The sequence below is a fragment of the Bacillus sp. z33 genome, from assembly GCF_058313615.1.
On record NZ_JBZFQN010000001.1, the window covers coordinates 831386 to 855415 of the forward strand.

Sequence of the window (24030 nt, forward strand, 5' to 3'; positions counted from 1 at the left end):
ATCAATTTGTATAACACATGAATTTTATACAAAAGCCACTGTCCTCGTATTTCGAGCAGTGGCTAATAACTTCTATTTATTCTTTTTGGATAATCTGCCAAGTAAAAAAGCACCCGCAGCTATGCCCAATATGGTATTTGTTTTTTTAGTGAATACTTGTTTTGTGACAAGATTAATATTTTGAGGCCTTTCAGCTAAGCGTCTCATAAAATAACCATACCAGTCAGTTCCAAAGGGAACATACGTGCAAAACTGATAGCCCTCCTCAGCCAATGCCATTTGCATATCCTGACGGAAACCATAGAGCATTTGGAATTCAAATTTTTCATTAGGAATATGATGCTCTTTTACAAATTGCTTAACATGATTAATGACATGATGGTCATGTGTAGCAATCGAGGTGAACTTTCCATTTAACAAATGATACTCGATCAATTTGATATAGTTTTCATCAATTTCAGATTTGGCTTGGTAAGCTAGATCTGCCGTTTCCTTATAGGCGCCTTTCACAATACGGAGTCTATAATTTTTATATTGTTGTATATCATTTTCCGCTCGGCGAAAGTATGCTTGAATAACTGTTCCAACATTTTGATAGTTTTCAGATAAATCATCTAATAAGTCAAAGGAAGGCTGAAGCCGGGAGTGATTCTCCATGTCAATATTTATAAAAATATCATATTTTGAAGCCGCTTCCACAATTTCCAATAGATTGGCTTGACAGAAACCATAATCAATATCTAATCCCAATTGAGATGGCTTTAATGAAATATGGGCATCAACATCATTTTTATGAATAGCCTCAATAACTTCTACTATTTGATCCTTTGCCTTTAAAGCTTCTTCTTTCTTACTGACAAATTCCCCTAGGTTATCTACTGTACAAGAAATCCCATATTTATTTAATTCTTTTATACTCTCCATTGTTTCGGCTATATTTGTACCGGCAACTACACTCTGTGCACCCATTTTCAAACCATATTTTTGAGCTGCACGATTTAAAAACTGGTTTTCAGAAAGAGCAATAAAGAAATCTTTAACCATCATTATGAACACCCCTTGTACTAGTTAGATACCATATATTACTTGAGAACATGATAAATACTCACCTTCGATTAAACTCATATTTTCATATAATCTTTATAAAGCGCTTACATATTCCAATATATTCATAATATAATATATTCTGAAATATCTCTATAAGAATACTCAATATTTTACATATTTTCACTGATTATTCCATAAATCAATCGTATAATCACTTTTTTAGTGTAGTAGATTTATGCTATACACCTTCTGAATAGGAAGAAATGCCGCTCATCTAAATCATTTCAACAGGTCCTCCGCTCCTAACAAGAAGAAAATCCATCAAGCTATGTGAACCAAAAATGTAAGCATACATCTTACTTTTTGGAAGGTACCACATAACATCATGGATTTCTTTTATCATCCTGTACTGGATTGGTATATGAATGGAAAGCTAAAAGAATTCCTAATCCTTTATAGGATACAAAATAAATAAAACTGTTTGGCAATTCTTTTATACTGGCATTTTTTGAGCTTTATTTTGTAAGAAATGAATAGTGTTTTCTTGAGTTTGAATTAATCCCATAGACATCAATCCGCCCATTGGCAAGATGGCTAGTAAACCACAAATTATAGACTGGTCGGGAATTCCTCTGTATCCTTGTTCCTGAGCATATAAATAAATCACTTTGGCTGTTTTATAATGCCAGTAAATGGCGTAGATCTTGATTGTAACGATACATAATAGGACTTCAATGACAGGCGGTACTTTTCTCTCCTCTTTCAAAATAGATTCGGAAGTTGAAAAAATCCAATAAAAATAATAAATGCTAAGCGTGACTAATGATAAGAGTACAAGTTGAAAGATATTCCGTTCTTTTATATCCATTCCTATTCCTCCTATTAACTAAAGACCGCTTTATTTTCCATAAATTTCTTTCCGCAATCATGACAGGTATATTGCATCTTATTCATCCCAAAAATACCTGTTGTAATAGTGTAGCCTTTTTTCTTTTTCGTTAGATTTTCACTTCCGCAAACTGGACATTTTGCTATTTTGTTAACTGTTGTCAATTTTTCCATTCCTTTCTTTTCAAGTTTTTAATCATAGGTGAAATTAAGTTATGTAAAGAGTTAAAGATAACGTGAAGATACGCACTTTGAGGTCATTCATTGGAGATACTCTTAAGTAGTAATTGCAGGGGTGGATTGTTGTTTTTTAAGTTTACGTTATCTTATAAAGGTTTCAATATATTCGTCGGTAAATGGCCTATCAAGGACTTGTTCACTCATTAAATTACTTTCTAAATTTTTAAGTAAATGCAGCAAATAAACATAGTTAAACCACACATGGCTTCCTCTGTCTAAATCTAATGGTAAAGACGAGAAGCTTACATTGTTATTCTTATTTATATATCTAATCGTTATCTGATCGTCTTCCACCATGCCCAAAAAAGATTGTGGTTTCATGCTGGTAAAGCTATAGTGATTCTTTTCAATCCCTAATTTTTTCATCTTCTCTTCAAAATCGGCAAAAGATGTAACCTCATGTACGATTGGAGAAATAGTACAATACTTGTCAAAATAAAAAGATTGCAGTCTTTTCAGCACAAAGTATTTAGTCCCTTCCTCCTCTGTTGCAAATTCCTTATGGTCAACAATCCTTGGTCCTGTGTCCACATCATAATCGACTCCTGAATACTCCCAGCAGTCATCCTTTTTTAATAATTGGTAATAATTATTAATCAGAGGCAGCTTCTCTTTTAAAAAATTCTTTTCATAATGCACTGACAAACCCACGGATGTAAGGATTCGATAGGCTTGTTCCATGTTCATTAAAAGTACCTCCTTTATTTGATTAGTAGATGTTTTCGGATACTATTATCCATCTCTCTGAACGGGCTGGATTATTTATGAATTTGGCTCTATTTCTTTGGAGATTGGCTGGATTAGTTATTATTTCAAAAGTTTGATATTGGATTCTATTAATACGCCAGATTGCTCTTAGTCAGCTTCCCTGTCATTCTATCAATCTTAAAATGCCAAAGGCTCCTTTCAAAAATATCTGTCGCCGGTATTTCACAAACTACAGTTGGTACTTGATTGACCGATGACAAGTAAAGACTTTTATAAGTTGAAGGAATCTCTGAAATAAACCTTTTTTCTCCGCTTATTTGATAAGCAGCCATTTTATTTTTTCCATCAACCTCATGATAAAGTATGATAATAAGCTTCTCTTCCATATATGGTTTTACATCTATGATATAGTTTACTTGAATAGTCACTTTGTGATTGTTAGGTCCCCATGTAATAGAATCTGATATCTTATCAAACACCAACCATTCTTCCCCTTCAAAAGACAAATATAGAAATCGGTTTTCAATAAATTCTATACCACACACCAGGTGTATCAAGTTTTGCTGTTCATCCACACTCGCATATAGTATATTTTCAGCCACGTACTTCCTTTTAACATCTTTATATATCCAACTCAATGAATATTAGTTCCAACAAAAATGTGTGATTTCCATACCGTTGATACTCCGTTCTAAGGAAACGCAATTTATACTCTATTTGCTAATAACACGCACAATCATCTTAAGCCAAGAAATATTTTTTTAGTCTGCTCAATTTGTTTCTGGTCAAGCTTAAAATCTAAATTCCAGCTGTCAATCAATGATTGGCCTATTTTTAACTTCATCGCAAAATTATAAAGAACAAGAAAGGCATTTGGAGCCTTCCGATTTTTAACAAAGTAGTCCTTCTCTGAGTTTAAATCTGATAAATAATATATATTAAATAAACCGGAATCTTTATCTTCCTCCAAATTAATCACTTGGGTTTTTTCTTGTTTAATCGAAAAATACTCAGCTCCAACTTCTTGGACTAAAATATTATCTAATAATGAAAAATCATCTGATTTTAAATCCAAAATTCTATCTCGTACTTTTACATTTTGTATCTGGTTTCCTAATATACTAAATGCATAAATACCTAATGCAAATAATGCATCTTTTTCTTTATTAAATATAGCCTTTTTAAACTTTTTATCCCGCTGTACCATATAAAGTCGATACTTATTATCGCTCTCGTTCAATTCAACAAATGTTTCAGGATTAATACCAAATTCATATTTTCTATAAACTTGTATACACAGATTTTTAGATGTTTTATTTAACAGGGTAAAGTTATCTCCTAGATGACTCACTAAAAATTCAATCATTTTCGACTCTTCCTTTTAGGTTTCCTATTAAAGCCATTATCTTAACGTACCACTTTCCCAGTTTGCTGAGGTATCACAGCATTTTCTCACATACTTCCAAATAAAACTTTAATCCAAGCTTTTGTTCTCTTACATTGAGTTCCTTTTTATCTACCCATTTTGATAAACACCTTTTTCAACCAATTCTATATTAAATCCAAACAAATCTTAAAGTTTAAAGCCAATGCTCATAGATTTATAGAAAATAACGGACATCTTCTTCCTTAAATTCATTCAGCAAGCCAAATTTCCGAAGAGTTTCAGTAACCTTGGTATCGTATATATATAATAAATATACTTTTTTAAAAGCTAGAAATAACGCTCTTTGACGGCTCATTGGTGGTATAGATTGCAAAAAAGCACCATTTTTTCCTATAAGCGATAATTTATAAAGCGTATCTGATGTTTGCTCTACTAATATACTCATCGTTGTACTGTTCTTATTCTTTTTATTAAATACGAAGATGGAATACTCAGTATATGTAATGCTTCAACTAATTTATCTTCAGAAAAATTGGTACCTCCTATATCAAATTCATTATGCTGAGCTATAAAAGGTTGGATTCTATTTTTAAAATAATAAGATGATAATCTATCTAGATAAAAATATTTACCACTCTCATCTTCACTATCAAAATTATAAATAACTTTTACATAAGGATTATTTTCCCGTTCGCAAATAAACATGCCGTACTCCCAATTATCCTTTTTCTCTAATTGGTAGTAATTTGTATAGGGCGGTAATTCTTCTTTTATGAAAGTATTATTATAAGAAACCTTTATTCCTTCTGTGTTTAATAGTTCAGCCGCATCCTTAATCTTCATAGTGACAGGCCGAAACAAAAGCATCCATATCCTCATAAAAGGGTTGATCAATCGTTCTATCTACTAAGTCGCCCACTTTTCCCGTAAATTGATTCAAAATTTCAAACTTCTCAAACATCGTTTGATAGGTACTTTTTTGGCTCGTATGCGAAATAGAAATTGCTCCATCCACATCATACTTAGCAATATCCTTTTCCGCATCCTCTAGTACCTCATTAAGCTTTTTAAGATCTTCAAACATTCCTTTGCCATAGAGACCATAACCGATCAGAGATTTAACACCGCTCCGCATCTTTTCCCAGTCGGAAGATATATAGTTAACATCCATTAATTATCCTCCAAATTTAGCCCAGATTTGTTCAGCCAAAGCTGAATCAGTCTTTATCATCGTTTGGCAAATATCGTTTACTAAGGAGGATGCCCGGAAATACTGATCAAATAAATCCTGTACTTTTAAATTTGCCTCAGCGTATACTTCCATTGTCTCTTTGGCTTTCCCATCTGTATAAAACTTAAGGCTTCCTAATTTCTCAATACTAGGCATCGCATTGTTTTCAATTTCCGTAAAAATTTCGTTTAAATATGTTAATACTTGCATCAATTCATCCGGATTCATGAGAACCATTTTACCGGATCCCCCGCCGCCATCACTCAATTGGACATTAGGCAAATTCTTCACTCCTCTTATATGGGAAGTTCATTTCATCAAACAATACTTTTAAAAACCAATATTGGCTCGCATGATAATATTTCTTATTGATGATATCAAGCATGATTAACTTTTCATCCTTCGTAAAGATCAACCATTGTTGATAGTATTTTGAATTGAATTTGTTTTTCGGCTCCTCATCTAAATGAAAGAGTTCCAGATTCATAAACATTTTTTCCGGTTCATATTCTTCAATCTCACGACGCTCCTGATGAAGTAATTCTTGCTTGAGAAAACTCTTTTCCTCTTCTTTTGGTTCTCTCAAAATAAGCGGTATTTCATCACTTAACATTTTCAACACAATTGCCTTTGATAGAACCCGGAGTTGATAATGCTCACTTTCTTCCTTTTCAATCAATAAAATTAATTCGTCCTGATTTTTCTCCTGAAAAGCAAACATGATATTATTGATGCGTACATATTTTTTGCTTTGATGATACATTTCCACTGCTTGGATAATAAATGCTCCACCGCGCGTGATTTTCCCTTCTGACGTTAAAATTTCTTTTTCTATTAATCGCTGGTATGCCTCCTGAAATACTCCGTCACCCTTTAACTGATAAATTTCTTTCTCTGGCAACCCAAAAAGTACTTTCCCCCCAAAGGCTGCTGCTAACAGATACAACTCTGGTGCTGTAAATGTATTTGTTGTTTCTCCACTCATAAATTCTTCACTTCCTTCACAGAAGCATCTTTCAGAAAGTCATCCATATAGCCATCTAAATTATTTAAAGCACTTGTTTGCTTCTTGACGGCCTCCTTCATATCTTTATGATATTTTTCGATAATTTCGAGATAGGTTAGAAAGGAGTCTCGCGCGTTCCCACTCCATTCAGCCTTATTCACATACTCTAGCAGCAGCTTACAGGTTTCATAGGTTTGATCGACTGATTTCTCTAATACTTTTGCTGCCGTCTTGGCTTCATTAAGCTTATCTTCATGAATGATTACTTTATCCAATCAAACATCCCCTCCAAATATTCTTTTTCTTTCCTGAGTTGTTCTGCCGCTTCTTCATCTGCCTTCTGTTTATAATAGAGGTATTTATCATAAGCCTTCTCTTTGGCACGGACTAATGAGTCTCGTTTTTCCTTATCCGTATTGAAGTATTTCAGTACCTTTCCATTTAGCTCCTCTCTTTTTGTTTCAAAATCATTAGATGGTATTTTTGATACCGAGAGATTGGGTACAGATCCGCTATAAGAATCATAGGATGCATCTGCATCAGAAACATGTCTGTCAAAGTCTGAAATGGACTCCTGTAATTTGTTATATAATTTCTCATAGTCGTCCCTTTTCCCTTCAGAGGGCGTACGGATAAAAAAATTAAACACTTACAGTCACTTCCTCTCTTTTTTGATAAGGAGCAGCAATTTTAATTTTTTCAGCTTTACCCTGTTTGATTGAATAGGCTTCGTAAGGAAGTAAATTTTGTTCCCGATATGGACGATTGATTACTTCGAGAATGTTTTGGTCTGAAATCCGTCCAATCAATACGCCTACTTTTTGCTTTTTCATAATGCTGATAATGTCATCGTACTTTCTTTCAATGGCTCCGAAGACCGCACCGAGGATAAAGTAAATACCAGCTCTTCCCCCGTTTTCTATTAACTTGGCTAACGTTGTTTGATTCATCATCGACATAGAGTCGACGACGTAGACTGCATCCGTAATCAAAATGACCATTGGGCGAAGCTCTTTCAAAAATTTATTTCTTGTCAGATTACCGTCTGCAGTTGCCTGAGCCTGTCGGAACGCATCTTCTCTCATCTCAAATAATTCCTGCAATCTTTCAGTCATGGAATCCATTTCTCCTGTATGATCTGCATACATGTCTACATCTTCGCGATATTTCCTAAAGCTGCTTGAGGCATTATCAACCATAGCGACATCAATCAGACTGTTCTTAGAGATGACTGATAACAATGTATGGAACGTGTTTTCAACTGAATCCATCATATCTCCAAGAATTAGTGTATTCGGATCTTTAGTGACATTGATTTCAATCGGTTCCACATTTTCAAAATCAACAGCAAACGGGATGCCACCTCTTTGTATGATCTCACTTGATTTTTTCAATTGGATGAGTGAAGCATAGTCCATAACTTCTGGAACCATTGGGATTGGGTTTGGCAATCTTCCTGTCCAGGAATTCGCCATCTCATCACATTCACGCTGTATTCCTTCAATAATGGCCAAAGCTTCTTCGCCGTGTACCGGAAGAGCCGTTTGAAAAGATGCAGGTTGTTCCAATTTGACTAATCCGCGGCCTGGAATCTCCTCAATCTTTAAGTCTGTTTTCCCAACAATACTTCTCGTTTCTGTATCATCTATTAGATAGAGTGGTATTTGATGCTTTATATTTGCCAATATTTGCGCACGTAACACATTTTGTCTCCCCGCACTAATAACCATATGAATTCCTACACTGACACCTTCCCTGCCAATCTGTGCAATTATTCTCTCCATTTCTTCCCGGTAAGGTACATCGACGATGGAATCAAATGTATCAAGGAGCAACAGTACGATTGGAACTTCTTCTCCGCTCGCTCTCTCATACATCGAGATATTCGCCACTCCATACTGGCTAAGTTTCTGCTTTCTCTCTTTAAGGACTTTTTCAAGTCGTCTCAAAAGTTTTCCAATCTTAATCTCTTCATCTACCATAAAAGTATCAGCTGCATGAGGTAAGTCCTTTAAAGGAAGTAACCCGTTTGTTCCAAGATCAATCAAATAGATATGAAGTCTCTCAGGATTATGCTGCCTTGCCAAATCCATGGCTACAGTTTGTAAAAATGTTGATTTTCCATAACCCGGACTGGAGAACACCGCTACATGTCCATCTTTTGATAGATTCAGCTTCAATCGATCCTGAGATTGCATTTCCGGAATATCAAGGAACCCTATGGTCACCTCAAGCGGTTTCTTTTCTTCCATCCATGCTTGACGATAGTCGACAGGATGCAGATCCGATAAGAAAATGGTCTCCTCTAAAGGAGGGAGCCATGGCTTCGGTAATTCTTTAATATCTTGTTCGATTGCATAATTCCTGACATGATCTACGACAGCATCCAATTCAGTTGGAACAGAAGTAATTTCTGTCTTCTTGGACAATCCACTTAAATCCTGAGAAATAATATCGTACTGTCCAAGGTCATTAATGGCATAGATGGTCGTATCCATCCAATCCTCATCTGTTTTTTCAGGGATATAGTTTGCGCCACTCCATGCACTCTGGAATAATTCATAGATTTCATTATTGCCGACTTGTAAATAGGCACGTCCTGGCAATGTAATTTCAGCTGCATCCGGCGTTTTAAGAATTTCATTGGAATCAGTGGTATTTTGAACTTTAAGCGCCAATTTAAATTTGGAGTTGGACCATATTTGATCATCTACAACCCCGCTTGGTTTCTGTGTCGCCAATATTAAATGAATTCCCAGTGAACGTCCGATACGCGCGGTGGATACAAGCTCTTTCATAAATTCCGGCTGTTCTGATTTTAATTCCGCAAACTCATCCGAAATTAAAAATAAATGCGGCATTGGCTCCTGAACTTCCCCTAATTTAAACAATTTCTGATATTGGTTAATATGATTGACATCATGCAGACCAAATAGTCTCTGTCTTTTTTGCAATTCCGCTTTAATAGAAGCCAATGCCCGCATGGATTGCGCCCCATCCAGATTCGTAATGGTACCCATAAGATGCGGAAGATCTTTGAATAAATTCGCCATTCCACCGCCTTTATAGTCAATCAGCAGGAACCCGACTTCATATGGATGAAAGTTAACAGCCAGTGAAATAATGTAGGATTGAATGATTTCTGATTTACCGGAACCTGTTGTTCCTGCTACGAGACCATGTGGGCCATGTGCTTTTTCATGCAAATTCAGATTGACAATATCCTCTTTCCCACGTAATCCCAATGGTACAGCTAAACTTTTATAGGTTTCATTTTGTGTCCAGCGCTCTTTGATTTGTAAATCTTCGACTCTCTCCACTCCATACATTTCAAGGAATGTAACAGCTTCGGGAATTGAATTCTTTAAATTTTGCAGATGGTTAAGGGGAGCAAGAGCCCGGGACATTTCTTCTTTATCAAAACCTTTAGGGAAATGATCCGGTTGAAAACGCCTGTTTACGAGCTCACCTTTTTCAAGGATGATATTACCGGTTAAGGAATCTCTTATATCAATAACTGTCGTCACATGTTCAGGCAATGATTGCATGACGTCCTGGACAAAGATAATAGAAACCCCTAAATCACTTGGATCCTCATTTAAATACTCCATCACGGAATGATCGAGAACCATTTTTTCATCTGTTATCAGGACAACAAATTGCGGGGAGAAATAGATTTTCTCATTATTGTTCTTCTCATCTACTTGTAATTTTCGGTCCTTGATAATTTGATAAAGTGAATTTAAAACCTGATCACGGGAGCGTTCATGATAGACAAATCCTCTCACATTGATCCCCTGAATGCTGGCATGCGGGAGCCAGCGCATCCAATCCCATTGCTCTTTTTCTTCTTCTGGGAAAATGTTGATAAACTGCACATCATGATAACTCTGAAAAAGCGCTGTTTGCATCACAAGCAATTGCAGTTGTTCGACAACGAGATGACGCTGTCCGATGTATCCCACCGGTCCATTCATCAGGGAGGTAATCAATGGAACTTGTTTGATTTCTTCATACTGTGAACGCAGCTTGCGTGCTTCGTCCATCAATTCATCCTTTTCCTGCGTGAATTCCTCCACGCTCAAATCAATCTCAAAACTCGTTTTTACATTTCCGATTCCAACACGGTACATTAAAAAATCATGATGAAACATGGTTTTCTCGTAAATTCTGGAATCGATATCCACGGCCATTTTTCTAATTTGTTCGATCGTTGGATAATGATAGTGGAGGGCATGACGCTGATCATTACTTGCCTCATATAATTCCTTTGTTTTATTCTTTATATATTCACGGTAACTAACATCCCGTTCTTTTGTATCTGTTCGATATTCTTTTAAACTCTTAATATACGATGTAATGGCAAAAATAACGGTCACAATCGTCATGGAAAGCATTACAATTAAATAAATACCGCTTCCGTTAAACAGGGATACCACTACACATGCAGCAATCATGACAATCGGCGGTACAATGATCCGGGCAATTTGTTCACTAGGCTTTCTCGGTTTAGGTGAAGGTCTCGCTATTTGCCGCTTTTCCTCCGGTTCTCTATAAATAATTCTTGGAGAACGATGATAATCCGGATATTCTGATGAGTAACTTAAAGGCTGTTCATATAAGCGGATTAATTTTGCAGCTTCTATTAATTCATTACCTACAATTTCAATGGAATGCTTTCCAAATGTGATTAGCATTCCTTCCATATAAAGCTGATCTCCATCCTCAAGAATGAGCTCACCATCTGCACGGATAAAGTTATGATACACAGTACCTTGAATGACACTTAATCTAAAGGCCATCGTAACCTCATCACGATAAAGAATCATATCGCTCGCTGACCCTTTGATTTGAATATCATCATACTCATTGGATCCGATCGAAAAACTGGTTTGACTGGATGTATCATAGAAAATTGGTTTTGATATATTGATTAACCTTAAGGAAATTGTTCCTTCACCATGATCCGGCAGGACTAGCTGGTCATTTAGCTGTAACTGCCGTCCATCTAACCAGCAGGAATGACCATCCCACTCTATACATATCGATTCCATCATTCCTGCACAAGTAATCGTGTGACCTTCGTCAATACCCAATGTGACCTTTTGAGGCACATCTTCCGATAAGTGGCATTTATGCAATTGTTCTTTATAGGCCAGCAGTAATAATCGTTGTGCCATCTATCTCTCCCTCTCTGTTACAACTAAAAATAAATTGGACACTCTCTGGGGAAAGTCCAAGTGCCATTACCCAATTATTCTTTTGCATTAGTGTCTTCCTTCGCTTTAGAGTTTTCTGCACCCTTTTGATCCGGTTTACTTGCTTCCTTATCTGGTGCTTTTTCTTTATTATCCACTTCACTTGCCGGTTTCTCCACCTTGTCAGGCACCGTCTCTTCTACAGGTGTTGCTTCCTCAACAGGTACTGCTCCGTCGACAGGTGCAGTCTCTTCTGCAGGAACTTCATTTGTAACACCCTGAGATTTAAGCCCGGATTTCTCTTCATATTCCTTTAATTTTTCTTCGTATTTTTGCACCTTATCTTCACGCTCGGTTCCACTAAGGTCAGGGTCGTTTTTAGCTTCTGTAATTTGCTGAAGCAGTCCATATATAATCAATGTTGGATCATCCACATACATGGCTAAATCCATAGATTCCGTGAAATTTCCACGTCCGTTATAAACCCAATATAATAAATAGTTCTCATCACTTTTCATGCTGATGTTTTTCATGATGGCTTCTTTTTGTGAGGGACCTAAATTTTCTGCACGAATATAGGAATAGGCCAATATATATTTTGCCGAGTATGGCAATTCTTCCGGCTCATTGTTCTCCAGTTCTGATATGACGTTTCCATATTCATTCCTTAAAAAATAACTATGTGCCTGCAATAGGTGATTTTGTTCTGGCACTCTACTAAAAAGCATATAAACAAGTGGGATGGCTAAAATAATGGCTACTGCAATCAGGGAATAAGTTAATTGCTTAAAAAGTCTGAACTTTTTCTTCGGAACCATTTGCAGATTTTTTTCAGATTCTGCTTTTTCTTTTATATAATTTGTTTCGATTAGTTCTATCAGTGAATCCAGATGAGCCGTTTCGGCTATTTGTTTTTCGAATTCGGTATCTTTTGCATTATGTATGGAGCCCGAATAGAGCTCATTAAAGTTGAATTTTTTTGAAAATATAGCGATTGCCAAACATTTGTATTGATGTAAGAATACCCCTTCATCCACAGTAAACGGTGGTACTGCATCCCTGATTCCCCGATGGATAACAGAGGGTATCAGATTATCATCCCAAATGAGATTATCGGGGTGCAGGAAAAATGTAATTCTCGTAGTTAAAAGTTTTTGTAAACGTGCTACATTACATAACAAGCGTAATTTATCTGCACGATTTAAAGATAAGACATCTGTCCAGAGCTTATCTCTTCGGGTGATATTATAAAGAAAGGTATACGTATCCTCCTCTTCTTCTACCTGAGCAGGTACGAAATAGTCCGTTTTTTCTGTTAGCAGTGAAAGATGCCTTATATCTTTCACGCGTGTTTGTGACTTCGGCATTTTTAATGCCCATCTATCTTCAAGCATAGTAAAATGGAATGTATGGGACTCCATGTGAATTTCTTTTTCTTGCATGTCCTTTAACTCCTTTGACCACCCGTTTTTTATAAAACTACCAGTATATCTCCATCTGTAACCGGATAATCAGCTAATCGGTCATCATCCGTTAACAATAACGATTTTCCCGGTACTTTTACTGTATATAGAAATTCTTTATCTACATTAATTTGTAAAGTTTCTGTTAAATTGACCAGTAATTGTTTTACCGGCTGATGAACAGGAATTCTCAAATCGTATCGTCCAAACTGTTTTTTAGTAAAATCTACTGTTACGTTAATATGAGTTACACCAGGCAACACTTGCATCTCCTCTCAACTCATCATATTTTTGGCCGCCATGTAAATGCCTCCACAGATGACTAAGACAACAACTGAAAGGGCAGCCAGAATCGTTGATCCAATCTTTTTATCCTCTTCTTTCTCTTCAGTTGCTACGACAGGTACTTCATAACTTTCATTAAACAAAGAGACTTTTGTTTCATTAAGTGTTTTATTTGCTTCCACTTCTGAAATAAATAAAGAATCCTTCAGGTCTTCCTTTTCTTTTTCCAGCTTCTTTTGATTCTCTTCTATCGTTTTCCGGGTTTGTTCTTTGAACAAACCCGGAATTCTTTTTTCTAATTCATTTTCTCTATATTGCTTCGAATCCTTCTGCTTCTTCTCTTCTTCTTCCTGACTGATTCTGTCCTGCTGTATATTGATATTCCCATCATGTTCCAAATCACCTTCAGCTTGTACAGGGATACCACCAACTAAAAACAAGCTGGTTGCAATCAAGAGCAGACAATGATTAACTTGCTTTAGTTGTTTCAGGACCCTCAACCTCCCTGCTCCATGAGAATTTGTTTACTACAAACAAATTCAAAGCAATTCCTAAGGCTAATCCTCCTATTAAACTAATGATGACCCATATATTTAAATCCGACCCTTTAGAAAAAGCAGTAAGTAATTGTTCCATATGCTGTAACGGAGAAAAACCCTTTACTTTGGCTCCTACTGATAACTTATCAAAATGCAATCCAAGTGCATCTGCAAAGAAGAGATACATACTGAACAGAGTGAGCAGAATAAACATCCCTGCCATTTTCAGCTGCCTTAACAGATAGGTAGCAACTACGGTCATTGAAAGCATAATGAGCATGACCAAACCAATCCATGGAATAAAGTAACTCTGTGACATATTTAAGAAATAACCGGAAAGCAAACTAATCAGGAGCCCTTCAACCAAGCCTACTCCAAGAGTTAAAAGGGTGATTGGTAAATTACTGCTCCACAAAGCTCGTTCTGTCTCAAATGAATCTCGGGAGAGTCGTTTTTTCTCATTGTTTGAAAGGACATATGCTGAGAACAGGGCCACTATGAAACATATTAAAACCATGAAATAAGGATGGAACGTCTCTTCTACAGCAATAATCTCGCCATTTTTCGTTTGAACAGGATTGGAAAGGAATTTGAATAAATCCTCGTTTTGACGTTCTCCAATCCGGGAATTGGCTAGTACTCCCGCAAAGTTTGAAGCGAAGTTTTTATCACCCGATACTTTTTCAGTCATGTCTCCAAGCAAATTGTCCGCATTTTTGACTAGGGTTACACCACTTATTTGAATGGTTTTCGCATCTTCTTCCAATTCATCAAAGGTCTGATAAACACCGTCTGCGGATTCCTTATTTCCTCTTGATTGCGTCACAAGATTCTCACTCATGTCGAGTAATGATCTTAAGGAATCATCCAGCGTAAGGACCATATTCTGTTCATCACCCTGTTTGGATAAAATGGTGGATTGATTGTCAAGCAAATTCAAACTTTGCTCTCTCCATGTCCCTACATCACTTATTGTATTTGCAAGTGATTCATTTAACACTTCTGCCTCAGCCATTGTCCTTGCGATTGAGTCGGCAAGTTCTTTAGAATTTCCGCTGGCTTTGTCAACAATTGCAAGATACGAGTCGATTTTTGCCTTCAGTTCTGCCGTTTCTCTTTTCACTTCTGATAAAAACTGATCTGACATATAGCCGGCTAATACATCAACTAAATCCTGTTTGTTGAACATGTAGTAAAGTGAATTTGATGTTGCATGATCTTTAAGATTCTCATCAGTTGACAATACTTTTGCTTCGTTCATATCTATACCGAAATAAATGTCATAAAGCATAGCTAAACGATAATACTCTTTTATGGATTCATTGACGCTTTTGATTAAGCTACTAGTAGTAATTGTCTTTATAGGTGACAATATTTCATGGGAAATTGTATTATTTTCAATTAAAACCGGCTCTGGTGCTGGTTCAGGCTCAGTGGTCGGTGGCTCTTCCGGATTAGCTGCACCAGGCTCGGTGGCCGGCGGCTCTACCGGGTTAGCTGGACCAGGCTCAGCGGTTGGCGGCTCAGCGGGATTGGGATTAGTAGTTGGTTGATCATCACCCGGTTTCTGTTCATTGCCTGTTTCCGGTTCACCAAGATCTGTATCCTCATCGCCTGCAGGCGGTGCAGTCTTGTCATCTTCATTCGTACCAGGTTCAATTACTGTTTCATTAGTACCGTTTTCTTCTTGTTTTTCATTACTCTCGACAGCTGTCGTTTGAATGATATTCATAGAGACAGATTCAGCAGGTCGATCAGTTGGTGAACTTTCCGGAATTTCCATATCTGGTGCTGGCTCAGTATCCTCCGGTGTTTCCGTTTCAGGCTTGTCTTCACTGCCATTCGCATCCTCTTGGGCAATTTGCCATTTCCATTTAATCGGCTGGAAAACATCAATCTTATCTGCATCTTCTCTTAATTTAACAACCATATTTACTTTAAAAGTGCCTTTTATAGATCTTGGAAGAGTAATACTACCATCTTCGCCCGGTGTATATTGTTGTTCAAATCTGCCCGGTAACTTGAGTGTTAAATTCTCCAATGAGAACCCATCCGGCAAGGTGAAAGTGAATTTCTGGTCTTTTTTTCTATTGGCAGGTAACTCGACCTCATCTGTTAAAGTAATACCATTTACCCTTAAATCATCTTTAATTGAATTGACCTTATCAATTAATGGAAGGTTTTCACTTGATGGATTGGGGGTAGTATTAAATTCAGAAATATATTTATTTGTTATATTAACAACATTTTTTAATTGCCTTGTTGCCCCATCCTCTAATGTTAATTCGTCAATTTGATTGGCATCTAATGTCGGTAATTTAAGAATTTGGTTGGCAATAGCTGTTTTCATATTTGAATCTGGCACACCAAAGAAAGTGGACATACTCACTGTTCCTGTTTCACCGGAGTTTCCTTTCAGTGTTTTACTCAAATCTTCTCTAACCAGCTGTTTTAGTTCTTCATCCTCTGTTAATAATGTAGTTGTTAATTCTGTGTTAAATGTCCCCATTTTCTCCTGTGTATCAGTCAAATGGTTCTGAATGGCTGTTGACTCAGTCAAGATATTGGCAGATGAAGCCATCTCATCTTGCTTGAACTGATCATTAATTGTTTGGTTGGCTGACATTAAATTTGTAAATTGAGCAGTAACATCCTCACTGTTCATTGTTTGGTCCAGTTGACTTAATTGACTTCCAAAATCAGCTGCCAGCGCCCCATTCGTTTGATGCATATCTGTAAATTGTTTGTATCGATCATAGTATGTTTGGTTGGCCTGCATGCCAGTTCCAAGGTTGTCTTCAAATGATGCAAGGATTCCTTCAAGCCCTTTGAAACTTGTTTTCGAGGCACCGGCTCCACTCTGAATCTGATCAAATTGTGAGGTATAATTGCTGAGAGGGTTATGAATAGAGCGATTAAAAATACCTGTATAATGTTCCTCCTGGTCCACCACTTTTTTTACATTGTCCTGAGCTTCCTGAAGGTTGCCAATAACACTTGCAAAATAGACATCTATGATTTGTTTATTAAAATTATTTAAAATAGAACTGGCTGTTTTCTCAGCCTTTTCTTTAATGATTGCATTTCCTGAAGTATTAATTTTATAATTTAACGTTACTTTTTCGGGAGAATTAGAATCAATATCAAGTGCTTTTTCCGTAAAATCGTTCGGAATGACAATCATCATATTATACGCATTTCGCTTAATCCCACTTTCAGCCACACCACGGCTGACAACATACCAATTATGCGTGTCCTCACTCTCTATACTCTTAACAAATTCACTGCCGAAATCATATTTTTTTGCATTTAAAACCGAACCCTTATCTTCATTTACAAGAGCAATCGTCATTTTTTCCTCAGCTTTATTTTTATCTATTTGTGAGGTCTGATCCAAGCCAAGGTATGAGATAGCTCCCGTTAACGCTATGATTAATGCAAGAAAAAGCAAAAATCCCTTTTCGATCTTATTCATGCCAACACCCCTGATTTTCTCTTTTATGTATACTTCCTGCTATTCCTTATTCTATTAAAATAGAATTCTCCTATGATAAGCAAAAGCCACACAAAAAAGCGTGGCCTTTGCTTACACGAATCATCGTAACGCTGGATATGGCTTATTGAAGACCAAAGTTTTTAGCCAATTGCTCGTCATGTTGTCTAACCGCTTCTGCAGTATTATCCAATTGAGTGTTGATATCTTGTAGAAGGGTCGCGAAATTTTGGACTTTCGGAGCAAGCTGATTAAATTGTTCATCAAATTTACCGAAGGCTTGACCTTCCCATTCAGCTGCTAAGTCTCTTTGTACATTTTTTAATTCGCTTAAAATTTGCTCAATTTGTTGTGAACTGTTCCCGTACATTTTTGCTCTTTGTTTCAGTTGCTCAGGGGTCATACGAATTTGTCCTGACATTTACAAACACTCCTTTTTTTCTTTTTGTTCTAAGTATGGATACTGAGACTACGCTACACTGATACTTTGGTATGGAAAAATCAAAATATTACAGTCGTTCCTAGTATTTACAAATATACCCATACTATTTACAATTTTAACCTCAAAAGGATTATTTTTTACAAAAAAATTAAAAAATAAGTCTAAAGAACTAGAATATTTTTCAGAGAATTGGAATTTCAGGTTTAAAAATAGTAATATTTATTCACATGTTAGATTACAACTCAGGACAATTTTCTTTAAAATAAGTGATTTTTTATATTTAGCATACGAATTATTGAGGAAATTAACGTTTATAATCTATTAATTTAGTCACAATTCATAGAGTAAATTATAGTAAAAACAGCTCCCGATTCTTCTCAATATAGACTTTAATCTTACATTCTATTATTCACCTGGTAGATTATTATAATAAATAGGTTAAATATAGTGATTGTGTCTTTAACATTATGTAGAAGAGGAATAAAACTGCATTTTTGATTATTATTTTTAATCTATGTACTTTAATCTATTTCTTTTATGTATTTAGTCCCGAATTAATGGGTAAGAAGGTTTTTAGACCATGAATTATTACCTGTTTTTCTTATAACTCTGTTTGTTATATAGACTTCCTATGTTGATTGCTTCTATAATAATCTTCAAACATAATAATGTAACCGCTTTCTAAATAAACAAAAAAGGAGATTAGGCCATGTCACACAATTTAACTCGTAAGTTCCTCAGTCTCGGATTAGCTATCGCCCTTGCCACCCCCTTAGTTTCCACAGATGTTGTCAGTGCTCAGCCACTAAGTGCATTAAAAGCTGCCCCTTTATATGAAAGGTACGAAGATTCTTTTTCGATTGGGGCTGCCGTTGAACCAAATCAATTGGAGGGCAAAAGCAGTCAAGTTTTAAAACGCCACTATAACAGCATTGTTGCAGAGAATGTAATGAAGCCTATTTCCATCCAGCCCAAAGAGGGGAAATTCAATTTCAAAGAAGCTGATAAAATTGTAAAATTCGCCAAGAAAAACGATATGGATGTCCGTTTTCATACCCTTGTATGGCATAGCCAGGTTCCTGAATGGTTCTTTATTGATAAGAAAGGGAATAAAATGGCAGAAGAAACCAATCCAAAACAGCGGGAGAAAAATAAAAAGCTACTATTACAGCGTTTAGAAAAACATATAAAAACGATCGTCAAACGGTATAAATATGATGTGGATTCTTGGGATGTCGTAAACGAAGTAATTGACGAATACGCATCAAATGAACAGAAGCTGCGTGAATCTCCATGGTATCAAATAACTGGTACAGATTATATTAAGGTGGCATTTAAAACAGTTGAAAAATATGCAAAGAAGGATGCAAAACTGTACATTAATGATTACAACACAGAGGTAGAACCAAAAAAAACCTATTTATATAACCTCGTTGTTGATTTGCTGGACCAAGGAGTTCCTATTGACGGTGTCGGACATCAAGCCCATATTCAATTGGGTTGGCCCTCTCTTGCCGAAACAGAGGAATCGATCAATCGTTTTGCCAGTCTTGGTTTAGATAATCAAATTACTGAATTGGATGTGAGCTTATATGGTTGGCCTCCAAGACCAGCTTATCCATCATACGAGGATATTCCAGATGAAGTGCTCCAGCGTCAAGCTGATAGATACAATGATTTATTTGAAATGTATGAGAGGTTAGAAGATAAAATAAGTAGTGTGACGTTCTGGGGAATTGCAGATAATCACACATGGCTAGACGATCGTGCAAAGGAATATAATAATGGTGTCGGAAAAGATGCCCCCTTTGTCTTTGACCCGGATTATAATATAAAGCCTGCATATTGGGCTATTATGGACTAGGAAGTTAACAGTACTATTATTAGAAGTAAAAGGATTAGGCAAAGAAATCTTCTGAAATTCCAGATACCTTCGTGCAATCGCAAATATTAAGTAAAAGAGGAAGCAGCAAGTGCTTCCTCTTATTTATACTTCCAACCTTTATAAATCTTGCTATACCGTGGCTGTAAAACGATCACCGCAAAACGATTAACCTGCCAGTTTGCCAATCTGCAGTTCGTACATTTGATAATATTTCCCCTTTAATTCCATGAGTTGATCATGATTGCCTCTCTCCACTATTGTTCCTTTATCAAGCACGAGGATATGATCTGCATTTTTTATAGTAGAAAGACGATGTGCAATGATAAAGGTGGTTCGCCCTTTCTTTAGCACATCCATGGCCTCTTGAATCAATGTTTCTGTTTCTGTATCGATACTGGAGGTAGCCTCATCCAGAATGAGAATGGCCGGGTTAAAAGCCAGTGCACGAGCAAATGAGATCAATTGCCGCTGGCCCGATGATAGAGTACTTCCTTTTTCTACTACCGGTTCATCAAAGCCATGTTCAAGATGGGTCAATACTCGATCCGCACCCACATCCCGTAAGGCTTTTTCCGCCACTTCTCTCGTAATCTTTGGATCATTCAGTGTAATATTCGATAAGATCGTCCCTGTAAATAGATAAGGATCCTGCAACACGATTCCCATATGCTCACGTAAGGCTTGATGGGGAATATCTTTTAATTCCTGTCCATCAATTCGGATAGACCCCTCCTGATAGTCATAAAATCGGAATAAAAGATTCATAATTGAACTTTTCCCTGACCCTGTATGTCCTACTAAGGCAATCGTTTCTCCCTGTTTTGCTTCAAAATGAATATCATTTAACACATTTTCCCCTTCCTTATAGCTGAAGGAAACATGGTTAAATTGAACATCTCCTTTGAAACGAGGGATACAATCATCCACCACATGGGTTCCCTTCTCATCAAGCAAGGCAAACACCCGTTCACCAGCTACCATCGCCTGTTCAAAATTCGCAAACTGATTTACGATTCCTGAAATGGGATGAAACAAGCGGTTTAAGTAGTTAACCATTGCATATAAAACACCGAGGCTGACAATGGATTCACCGGATGCTGCCATACCTCCAAAATACCAGATGAATAAGGTTAATGTAAGAACACGGATAAAGCCTACTAGGTTTCCGTTTAATAATGAATTTAATTTTTGCATTTTACTTTGGTACACATAATGTTCTTTGTTCAATTTTTCAAATTCATCAGTCGTTTCTTTCTCACGCTTGAATGCCTGAATAATATTCATTCCATTTATCGATTCATTAATCATTCCATTGATATCGCTTATACGTGCCCGAATGATCCTGTTATATTTTGCAGCAAATTTACGGAATACCAACGTCCACACGACAAGCAAAGGCAAGATAATGAGTGTCGCCATCCCAAGTTTTACGTTAAGCAGAAATAAGGCAATGATGATTCCGATAATATTAATCATGCTTGAAAAAAAATTAGCCAATACTCGTACATATAACTCACGAATTGCCTCTGTATCATTCGTAATCCGGGCAACTACCTTCCCTGCCGGCAAATTGTCAAAGTAACCAATCGGCAGTCGTTGAAGTTTCGCAAATACCTCCTTGCGCATCGTTTGAATAATCCGATTGGCTGCTTTTTGTAAATAATAGCTTTGTCCATATTGAAAGAAAAACGCCACAACCATAATTCCAAAATAAAGAGTGATCAATCGAATAATGCGGCTTATCTCCGGCTGATAGAAAGCCATGATTTGCTTCCCTGATAATTTCTCAGCTTCATAAATCGCTTTTTTCTCTCCACTTGTAATGATCAGCTGTCCATCTTTATACTTTCTTTCCCCATCAAACTCTACCGGTTGATTTAGAAAGAAAAAGGTCATTCCAACCTGCTGTATGGCAACCTTTTTTCCGGTCCATTCTCCCTTTTCTACATATGCCTCACGCTTATACCAAGCACCTTGATAGTTAACTGCATCCTCTGTTTCTTTCGTTTCAACCCACGGAGATTCAATCCCCGTTATATGGTTGTCTATCATGGTTTTACCGATATAAGGCCCCATTAAATCAGCTCCTACCGAAATAGACAGCATCATTAGTGCAAGGATAATAGTTCCCTTAAACCTTTTTGCATATTGATATAAACGCTTTCCTGTTTTCCAACCGGATTCCGTTTGTTCCAAATGTTCATTCATTAGGCACTCACCTCCGTATTCACTTCGACTTGCTGGCGATCAAATTGTTCTTTGTACCAGCCACCTATTTGGAGTAACATTTCATGTGTGCCTTCTTCAATTACTACTCCGTCATCGAGCACAATAATCCAGTCTGCATGCTGTACAGCCGATAATCTATGAGTGGTAATCATCGTTGTTTTTCCTTTTCGTTCTTTACGAATGTTTTCAATAATCGTTGTTTCCGTTTTAGCATCTACCGCTGATAACGAATCATCCAGAATCAGAATCTCCGGATCTTTTATTAACGCCCTTGCAATTGAGATCCTTTGCTTTTGACCACCTGATAAAGCAATTCCTTTTTCTCCAACCAGCGTTTCCAGCTTGTTTGGAAGCCTCTCTATATCTTTTTCAAAATCCGCCAGGCGGATCGCTTTCATAAACTCTTCTTCAGTCGCTTCCATTTTTCCGAATAAGATATTTTCCCGAACCGTTTTAGAAAATAATACATGGTCCTGAGGCACATACCCAATCCATTCCCTTATATCCTCCAGATTTTGTTTCTCAATTGGTACATCGGAAATGGAAAGAACTCCGTTTCCTGTCGGGTACTCTCGTAGCAATTGTTTGACTAAGGTCGTTTTTCCACTACCCGTTTTCCCAACAATCCCAATTGTTTCACCACTTTCAATTTTGACATTAATATCAGCTAAATTATCTACTTTGGATGAAGGATAACGGAACTTAACCTGATCAAAAACGACGTTTTCAAGAGCTGGCACATCTACAGAACTCGGATCATTTTTGACATCCTCCTGGTAGGATAATGTTTCATTCATCCGATCCAGTGATGCATTTCCTCTTTGCATCACATTAATTAATTCACCAATTGCTATCATCGGCCAGATCAGCATCGATAAATACACATTGAAGGTGACAAGCTGACCGATTGAAATTTGCTGAGCGAACACCAGATTGGCTCCGTATCCAAGACTGATTAAATAGCTGATGCCGATAACGAAGGTGATAACCGGATCAAAGATGGAATCAATCTTCGCCACCTTCATATTTTTCTCATATACATCCTCTGTCATTTCTTCAAACCGCTTTTCATCAGCCCGTTCTTGTACATACGCCCGGATAACACGAACTCCCGCCACTGATTCCAGGACTTTATCATTCATTTCACCAAAAGCATCCTGTGCTACAGTGAAGTATTCATGAATTCGCTCTCCGCCCTTTTTTACAGCCCATGCCATAATAGGCAAAGGCAAAATGGCTGCAAGAGTTAACTGCCAACTGATTGTAATGGCCATCGTTAATAAAATGGCAATCATGTACAAAGTGGAATCCATTAATGTTAAAATTCCGAATCCCGCTGTAACGGATATAGATTTGAGGTCATTCGTTGCTCTGGCCATTAAATCGCCAGTCCGATTTTTTTCATAAAAGGTTGGCGTCATTTTTAATAAATGCCCCATAAACCCTGAGCGTAACTTCCTCTCCAAAACATACGCCCCACTGAATAACTGATAATTCCAAACATATGTCAATAGATAAAGGGTAACCATCAACCCAATCAGCCACCAAATATATTTCATGAGTATCTCTTGCGTCATCACGCCTATACTCATGTCATCTATTGCCATCCCAACAATCATTGGCGGCAAAACTTCCAGCACATTCACGATATTTAATAACCCTATTGCTACTGTATAGCGAATCCAGTGCTCTTTAAAAAACCATCTTAATTTCTTTAAAACCGAAAACATTCCATCTCCTCCTTTGTCTTAACCGAAGAACACTTTTCCTGCTATGTACTGTTTGAACGGATCTTCCTTGAAATTTTCACATTGATATAATTGGTTAACATCTTTCTTCCTCCTCCATCTGAATATAACCTTGAAATTCACCAACAAAAAAAAGGCTGCAACGCTATTCGTGGAGTACTTTAACTATTCAAAAGTAAAGATTCAAACGTTAAAGAACGTCCAATCAAACTTAAGAATGAGAATAAGCACTTATCACGGC

22 protein-coding genes are annotated in these 24030 nt (G+C 36.9%); 1 reads left to right on the plus strand and 21 read right to left on the minus strand.

Annotated elements, in window-relative coordinates; translation table 11 throughout:
- Nucleotides 1–72: 72 nt before the first annotated feature.
- From AC4G3L_RS03910 to AC4G3L_RS04000, 19 genes are all read right to left on the minus strand, one after another.
- Complete coding sequence (locus AC4G3L_RS03910; protein WP_491075660.1) at nucleotides 73–1047, minus strand: proline dehydrogenase family protein; 975 nt, start codon at nucleotides 1045–1047, stop codon at nucleotides 73–75.
- Between the two features lie 493 nt (nucleotides 1048–1540).
- Nucleotides 1541–1915 (minus strand): DUF4234 domain-containing protein, encoded by a 375-nt coding sequence (locus tag AC4G3L_RS03915; RefSeq protein ID WP_491075661.1) that lies wholly within the window; start codon nucleotides 1913–1915, stop codon nucleotides 1541–1543.
- A gap of 14 nt (nucleotides 1916–1929) precedes the next feature.
- Nucleotides 1930–2100, minus strand: a complete 171-nt coding sequence (locus tag AC4G3L_RS03920) for a hypothetical protein (protein ID WP_491075662.1) — start codon at nucleotides 2098–2100, stop codon at nucleotides 1930–1932.
- A 156-nt stretch (nucleotides 2101–2256) separates the two neighbouring features.
- The gene (locus AC4G3L_RS03925) at nucleotides 2257–2862 is read right to left on the minus strand and encodes a hypothetical protein (RefSeq protein WP_491075663.1); all 606 of its coding nucleotides are present in this window, start codon (nucleotides 2860–2862) and stop codon (nucleotides 2257–2259) included.
- A 149-nt stretch (nucleotides 2863–3011) separates the two neighbouring features.
- Nucleotides 3012–3485 (minus strand): hypothetical protein, encoded by a 474-nt coding sequence (locus tag AC4G3L_RS03930; protein WP_491075664.1) that lies wholly within the window; start codon nucleotides 3483–3485, stop codon nucleotides 3012–3014.
- 134 nt (nucleotides 3486–3619) lie between these two features.
- Nucleotides 3620–4249: a hypothetical protein gene (locus AC4G3L_RS03935; protein WP_491075665.1), complete on the minus strand. Its 630-nt coding sequence runs from the start codon at nucleotides 4247–4249 to the stop codon at nucleotides 3620–3622.
- A 235-nt stretch (nucleotides 4250–4484) separates the two neighbouring features.
- Entirely contained in the window at nucleotides 4485–4715 is a 231-nt protein-coding gene (locus tag AC4G3L_RS03940; protein ID WP_491075666.1) for a hypothetical protein, read from the minus strand.
- Nucleotides 4712–5137, minus strand: coding sequence for a hypothetical protein (locus AC4G3L_RS03945; protein ID WP_491075667.1), 426 nt, complete (start codon nucleotides 5135–5137; stop codon nucleotides 4712–4714). Before AC4G3L_RS03945 ends, AC4G3L_RS03940 begins: the two co-directional genes overlap by 4 nt.
- On the minus strand, nucleotides 5103–5441 hold the full coding sequence (locus AC4G3L_RS03950; RefSeq protein WP_491075668.1) for a hypothetical protein: 339 nt from the start codon (nucleotides 5439–5441) through the stop codon (nucleotides 5103–5105). The genes AC4G3L_RS03945 and AC4G3L_RS03950 overlap by 35 nt, the downstream gene beginning before the upstream one ends.
- Nucleotides 5442–5444: 3 nt before the next feature.
- On the minus strand, nucleotides 5445–5783 hold the full coding sequence (locus AC4G3L_RS03955; protein ID WP_491075669.1) for a hypothetical protein: 339 nt from the start codon (nucleotides 5781–5783) through the stop codon (nucleotides 5445–5447).
- Nucleotides 5776–6486, minus strand: coding sequence for a DUF5081 family protein (locus AC4G3L_RS03960; protein WP_491075670.1), 711 nt, complete (start codon nucleotides 6484–6486; stop codon nucleotides 5776–5778). The genes AC4G3L_RS03955 and AC4G3L_RS03960 overlap by 8 nt, the downstream gene beginning before the upstream one ends.
- Complete coding sequence (locus AC4G3L_RS03965; protein WP_491075671.1) at nucleotides 6483–6782, minus strand: WXG100 family type VII secretion target; 300 nt, start codon at nucleotides 6780–6782, stop codon at nucleotides 6483–6485. Before AC4G3L_RS03965 ends, AC4G3L_RS03960 begins: the two co-directional genes overlap by 4 nt.
- Nucleotides 6770–7156: a hypothetical protein gene (locus AC4G3L_RS03970; RefSeq protein WP_491075672.1), complete on the minus strand. Its 387-nt coding sequence runs from the start codon at nucleotides 7154–7156 to the stop codon at nucleotides 6770–6772. Before AC4G3L_RS03970 ends, AC4G3L_RS03965 begins: the two co-directional genes overlap by 13 nt.
- Nucleotides 7149–11687, minus strand: a complete 4539-nt coding sequence (gene essC / locus AC4G3L_RS03975) for a type VII secretion protein EssC (RefSeq protein WP_491075673.1) — start codon at nucleotides 11685–11687, stop codon at nucleotides 7149–7151. The genes AC4G3L_RS03970 and essC overlap by 8 nt, the downstream gene beginning before the upstream one ends.
- Before the next feature lie 74 nt (nucleotides 11688–11761).
- Entirely contained in the window at nucleotides 11762–13147 is a 1386-nt protein-coding gene (essB, locus tag AC4G3L_RS03980; protein ID WP_491075674.1) for a type VII secretion protein EssB, read from the minus strand.
- A gap of 29 nt (nucleotides 13148–13176) precedes the next feature.
- Nucleotides 13177–13428, minus strand: a complete 252-nt coding sequence (locus tag AC4G3L_RS03985) for an EsaB/YukD family protein (protein WP_491075675.1) — start codon at nucleotides 13426–13428, stop codon at nucleotides 13177–13179.
- A 15-nt stretch (nucleotides 13429–13443) separates the two neighbouring features.
- A complete protein-coding gene (essA, locus tag AC4G3L_RS03990; protein WP_491075676.1) occupies nucleotides 13444–13953 on the minus strand; it encodes a type VII secretion protein EssA in 510 nt (169 codons plus the stop codon).
- On the minus strand, nucleotides 13922–17467 hold the full coding sequence (gene esaA, locus AC4G3L_RS03995; protein ID WP_491075677.1) for a type VII secretion protein EsaA: 3546 nt from the start codon (nucleotides 17465–17467) through the stop codon (nucleotides 13922–13924). Before esaA ends, essA begins: the two co-directional genes overlap by 32 nt.
- A gap of 142 nt (nucleotides 17468–17609) precedes the next feature.
- Nucleotides 17610–17906 carry a WXG100 family type VII secretion target gene (locus AC4G3L_RS04000; protein WP_491075678.1) on the minus strand — a complete coding sequence of 99 codons (297 nt, stop codon included), beginning with the start codon at nucleotides 17904–17906 and terminating at the stop codon, nucleotides 17610–17612.
- Between the two features lie 730 nt (nucleotides 17907–18636).
- On the opposite strand from AC4G3L_RS04000, the gene AC4G3L_RS04005 reads away from it, so the two are divergent.
- The gene (locus AC4G3L_RS04005; RefSeq protein ID WP_491075679.1) at nucleotides 18637–19791 is read left to right on the plus strand and encodes an endo-1,4-beta-xylanase; all 1155 of its coding nucleotides are present in this window, start codon (nucleotides 18637–18639) and stop codon (nucleotides 19789–19791) included.
- A 186-nt stretch (nucleotides 19792–19977) separates the two neighbouring features.
- Here AC4G3L_RS04005 and AC4G3L_RS04010 read toward each other — a convergent pair whose 3' ends face one another.
- Both AC4G3L_RS04010 and AC4G3L_RS04015 read right to left on the minus strand, forming a co-directional pair.
- The gene (locus AC4G3L_RS04010) at nucleotides 19978–22020 is read right to left on the minus strand and encodes an ABC transporter ATP-binding protein (protein ID WP_491075680.1); all 2043 of its coding nucleotides are present in this window, start codon (nucleotides 22018–22020) and stop codon (nucleotides 19978–19980) included.
- On the minus strand, nucleotides 22020–23771 hold the full coding sequence (locus AC4G3L_RS04015) for an ABC transporter ATP-binding protein (protein ID WP_491075681.1): 1752 nt from the start codon (nucleotides 23769–23771) through the stop codon (nucleotides 22020–22022). The genes AC4G3L_RS04010 and AC4G3L_RS04015 overlap by 1 nt, the downstream gene beginning before the upstream one ends.
- Between the last annotated feature and the right edge of the window lie 259 nt (nucleotides 23772–24030).

What these genes read in the sequence shown, in the direction of transcription:
- AC4G3L_RS03950 (WP_491075668.1), bottom strand. Translation starts at nt 5,441, where the DNA reads ATGGATGTTAACTATATATCTTCCGACTGGGAAAAGATGCGGAGCGGT.
- AC4G3L_RS03935 (WP_491075665.1), bottom strand. Translation starts at nt 4,249, where the DNA reads ATGATTGAATTTTTAGTGAGTCATCTAGGAGATAACTTTACCCTGTTA.
- esaA (WP_491075677.1), bottom strand. Translation starts at nt 17,467, where the DNA reads ATGAATAAGATCGAAAAGGGATTTTTGCTTTTTCTTGCATTAATCATA.
- AC4G3L_RS03945 (WP_491075667.1), bottom strand. Translation starts at nt 5,137, where the DNA reads ATGCTTTTGTTTCGGCCTGTCACTATGAAGATTAAGGATGCGGCTGAA.
- AC4G3L_RS03925 (WP_491075663.1), bottom strand. Translation starts at nt 2,862, where the DNA reads ATGAACATGGAACAAGCCTATCGAATCCTTACATCCGTGGGTTTGTCA.
- AC4G3L_RS04005 (WP_491075679.1), top strand. Translation starts at nt 18,637, where the DNA reads ATGTCACACAATTTAACTCGTAAGTTCCTCAGTCTCGGATTAGCTATC.
- essB (WP_491075674.1), bottom strand. Translation starts at nt 13,147, where the DNA reads ATGCAAGAAAAAGAAATTCACATGGAGTCCCATACATTCCATTTTACT.
- AC4G3L_RS04000 (WP_491075678.1), bottom strand. Translation starts at nt 17,906, where the DNA reads ATGTCAGGACAAATTCGTATGACCCCTGAGCAACTGAAACAAAGAGCA.
- AC4G3L_RS03910 (WP_491075660.1), bottom strand. Translation starts at nt 1,047, where the DNA reads ATGATGGTTAAAGATTTCTTTATTGCTCTTTCTGAAAACCAGTTTTTA.
- AC4G3L_RS03915 (WP_491075661.1), bottom strand. Translation starts at nt 1,915, where the DNA reads ATGGATATAAAAGAACGGAATATCTTTCAACTTGTACTCTTATCATTA.
- AC4G3L_RS03940 (WP_491075666.1), bottom strand. Translation starts at nt 4,715, where the DNA reads ATGAGTATATTAGTAGAGCAAACATCAGATACGCTTTATAAATTATCG.
- AC4G3L_RS04015 (WP_491075681.1), bottom strand. Translation starts at nt 23,771, where the DNA reads ATGTTTTCGGTTTTAAAGAAATTAAGATGGTTTTTTAAAGAGCACTGG.
- AC4G3L_RS03960 (WP_491075670.1), bottom strand. Translation starts at nt 6,486, where the DNA reads ATGAGTGGAGAAACAACAAATACATTTACAGCACCAGAGTTGTATCTG.
- AC4G3L_RS04010 (WP_491075680.1), bottom strand. Translation starts at nt 22,020, where the DNA reads ATGAATGAACATTTGGAACAAACGGAATCCGGTTGGAAAACAGGAAAG.
- essC (WP_491075673.1), bottom strand. Translation starts at nt 11,687, where the DNA reads ATGGCACAACGATTATTACTGCTGGCCTATAAAGAACAATTGCATAAA.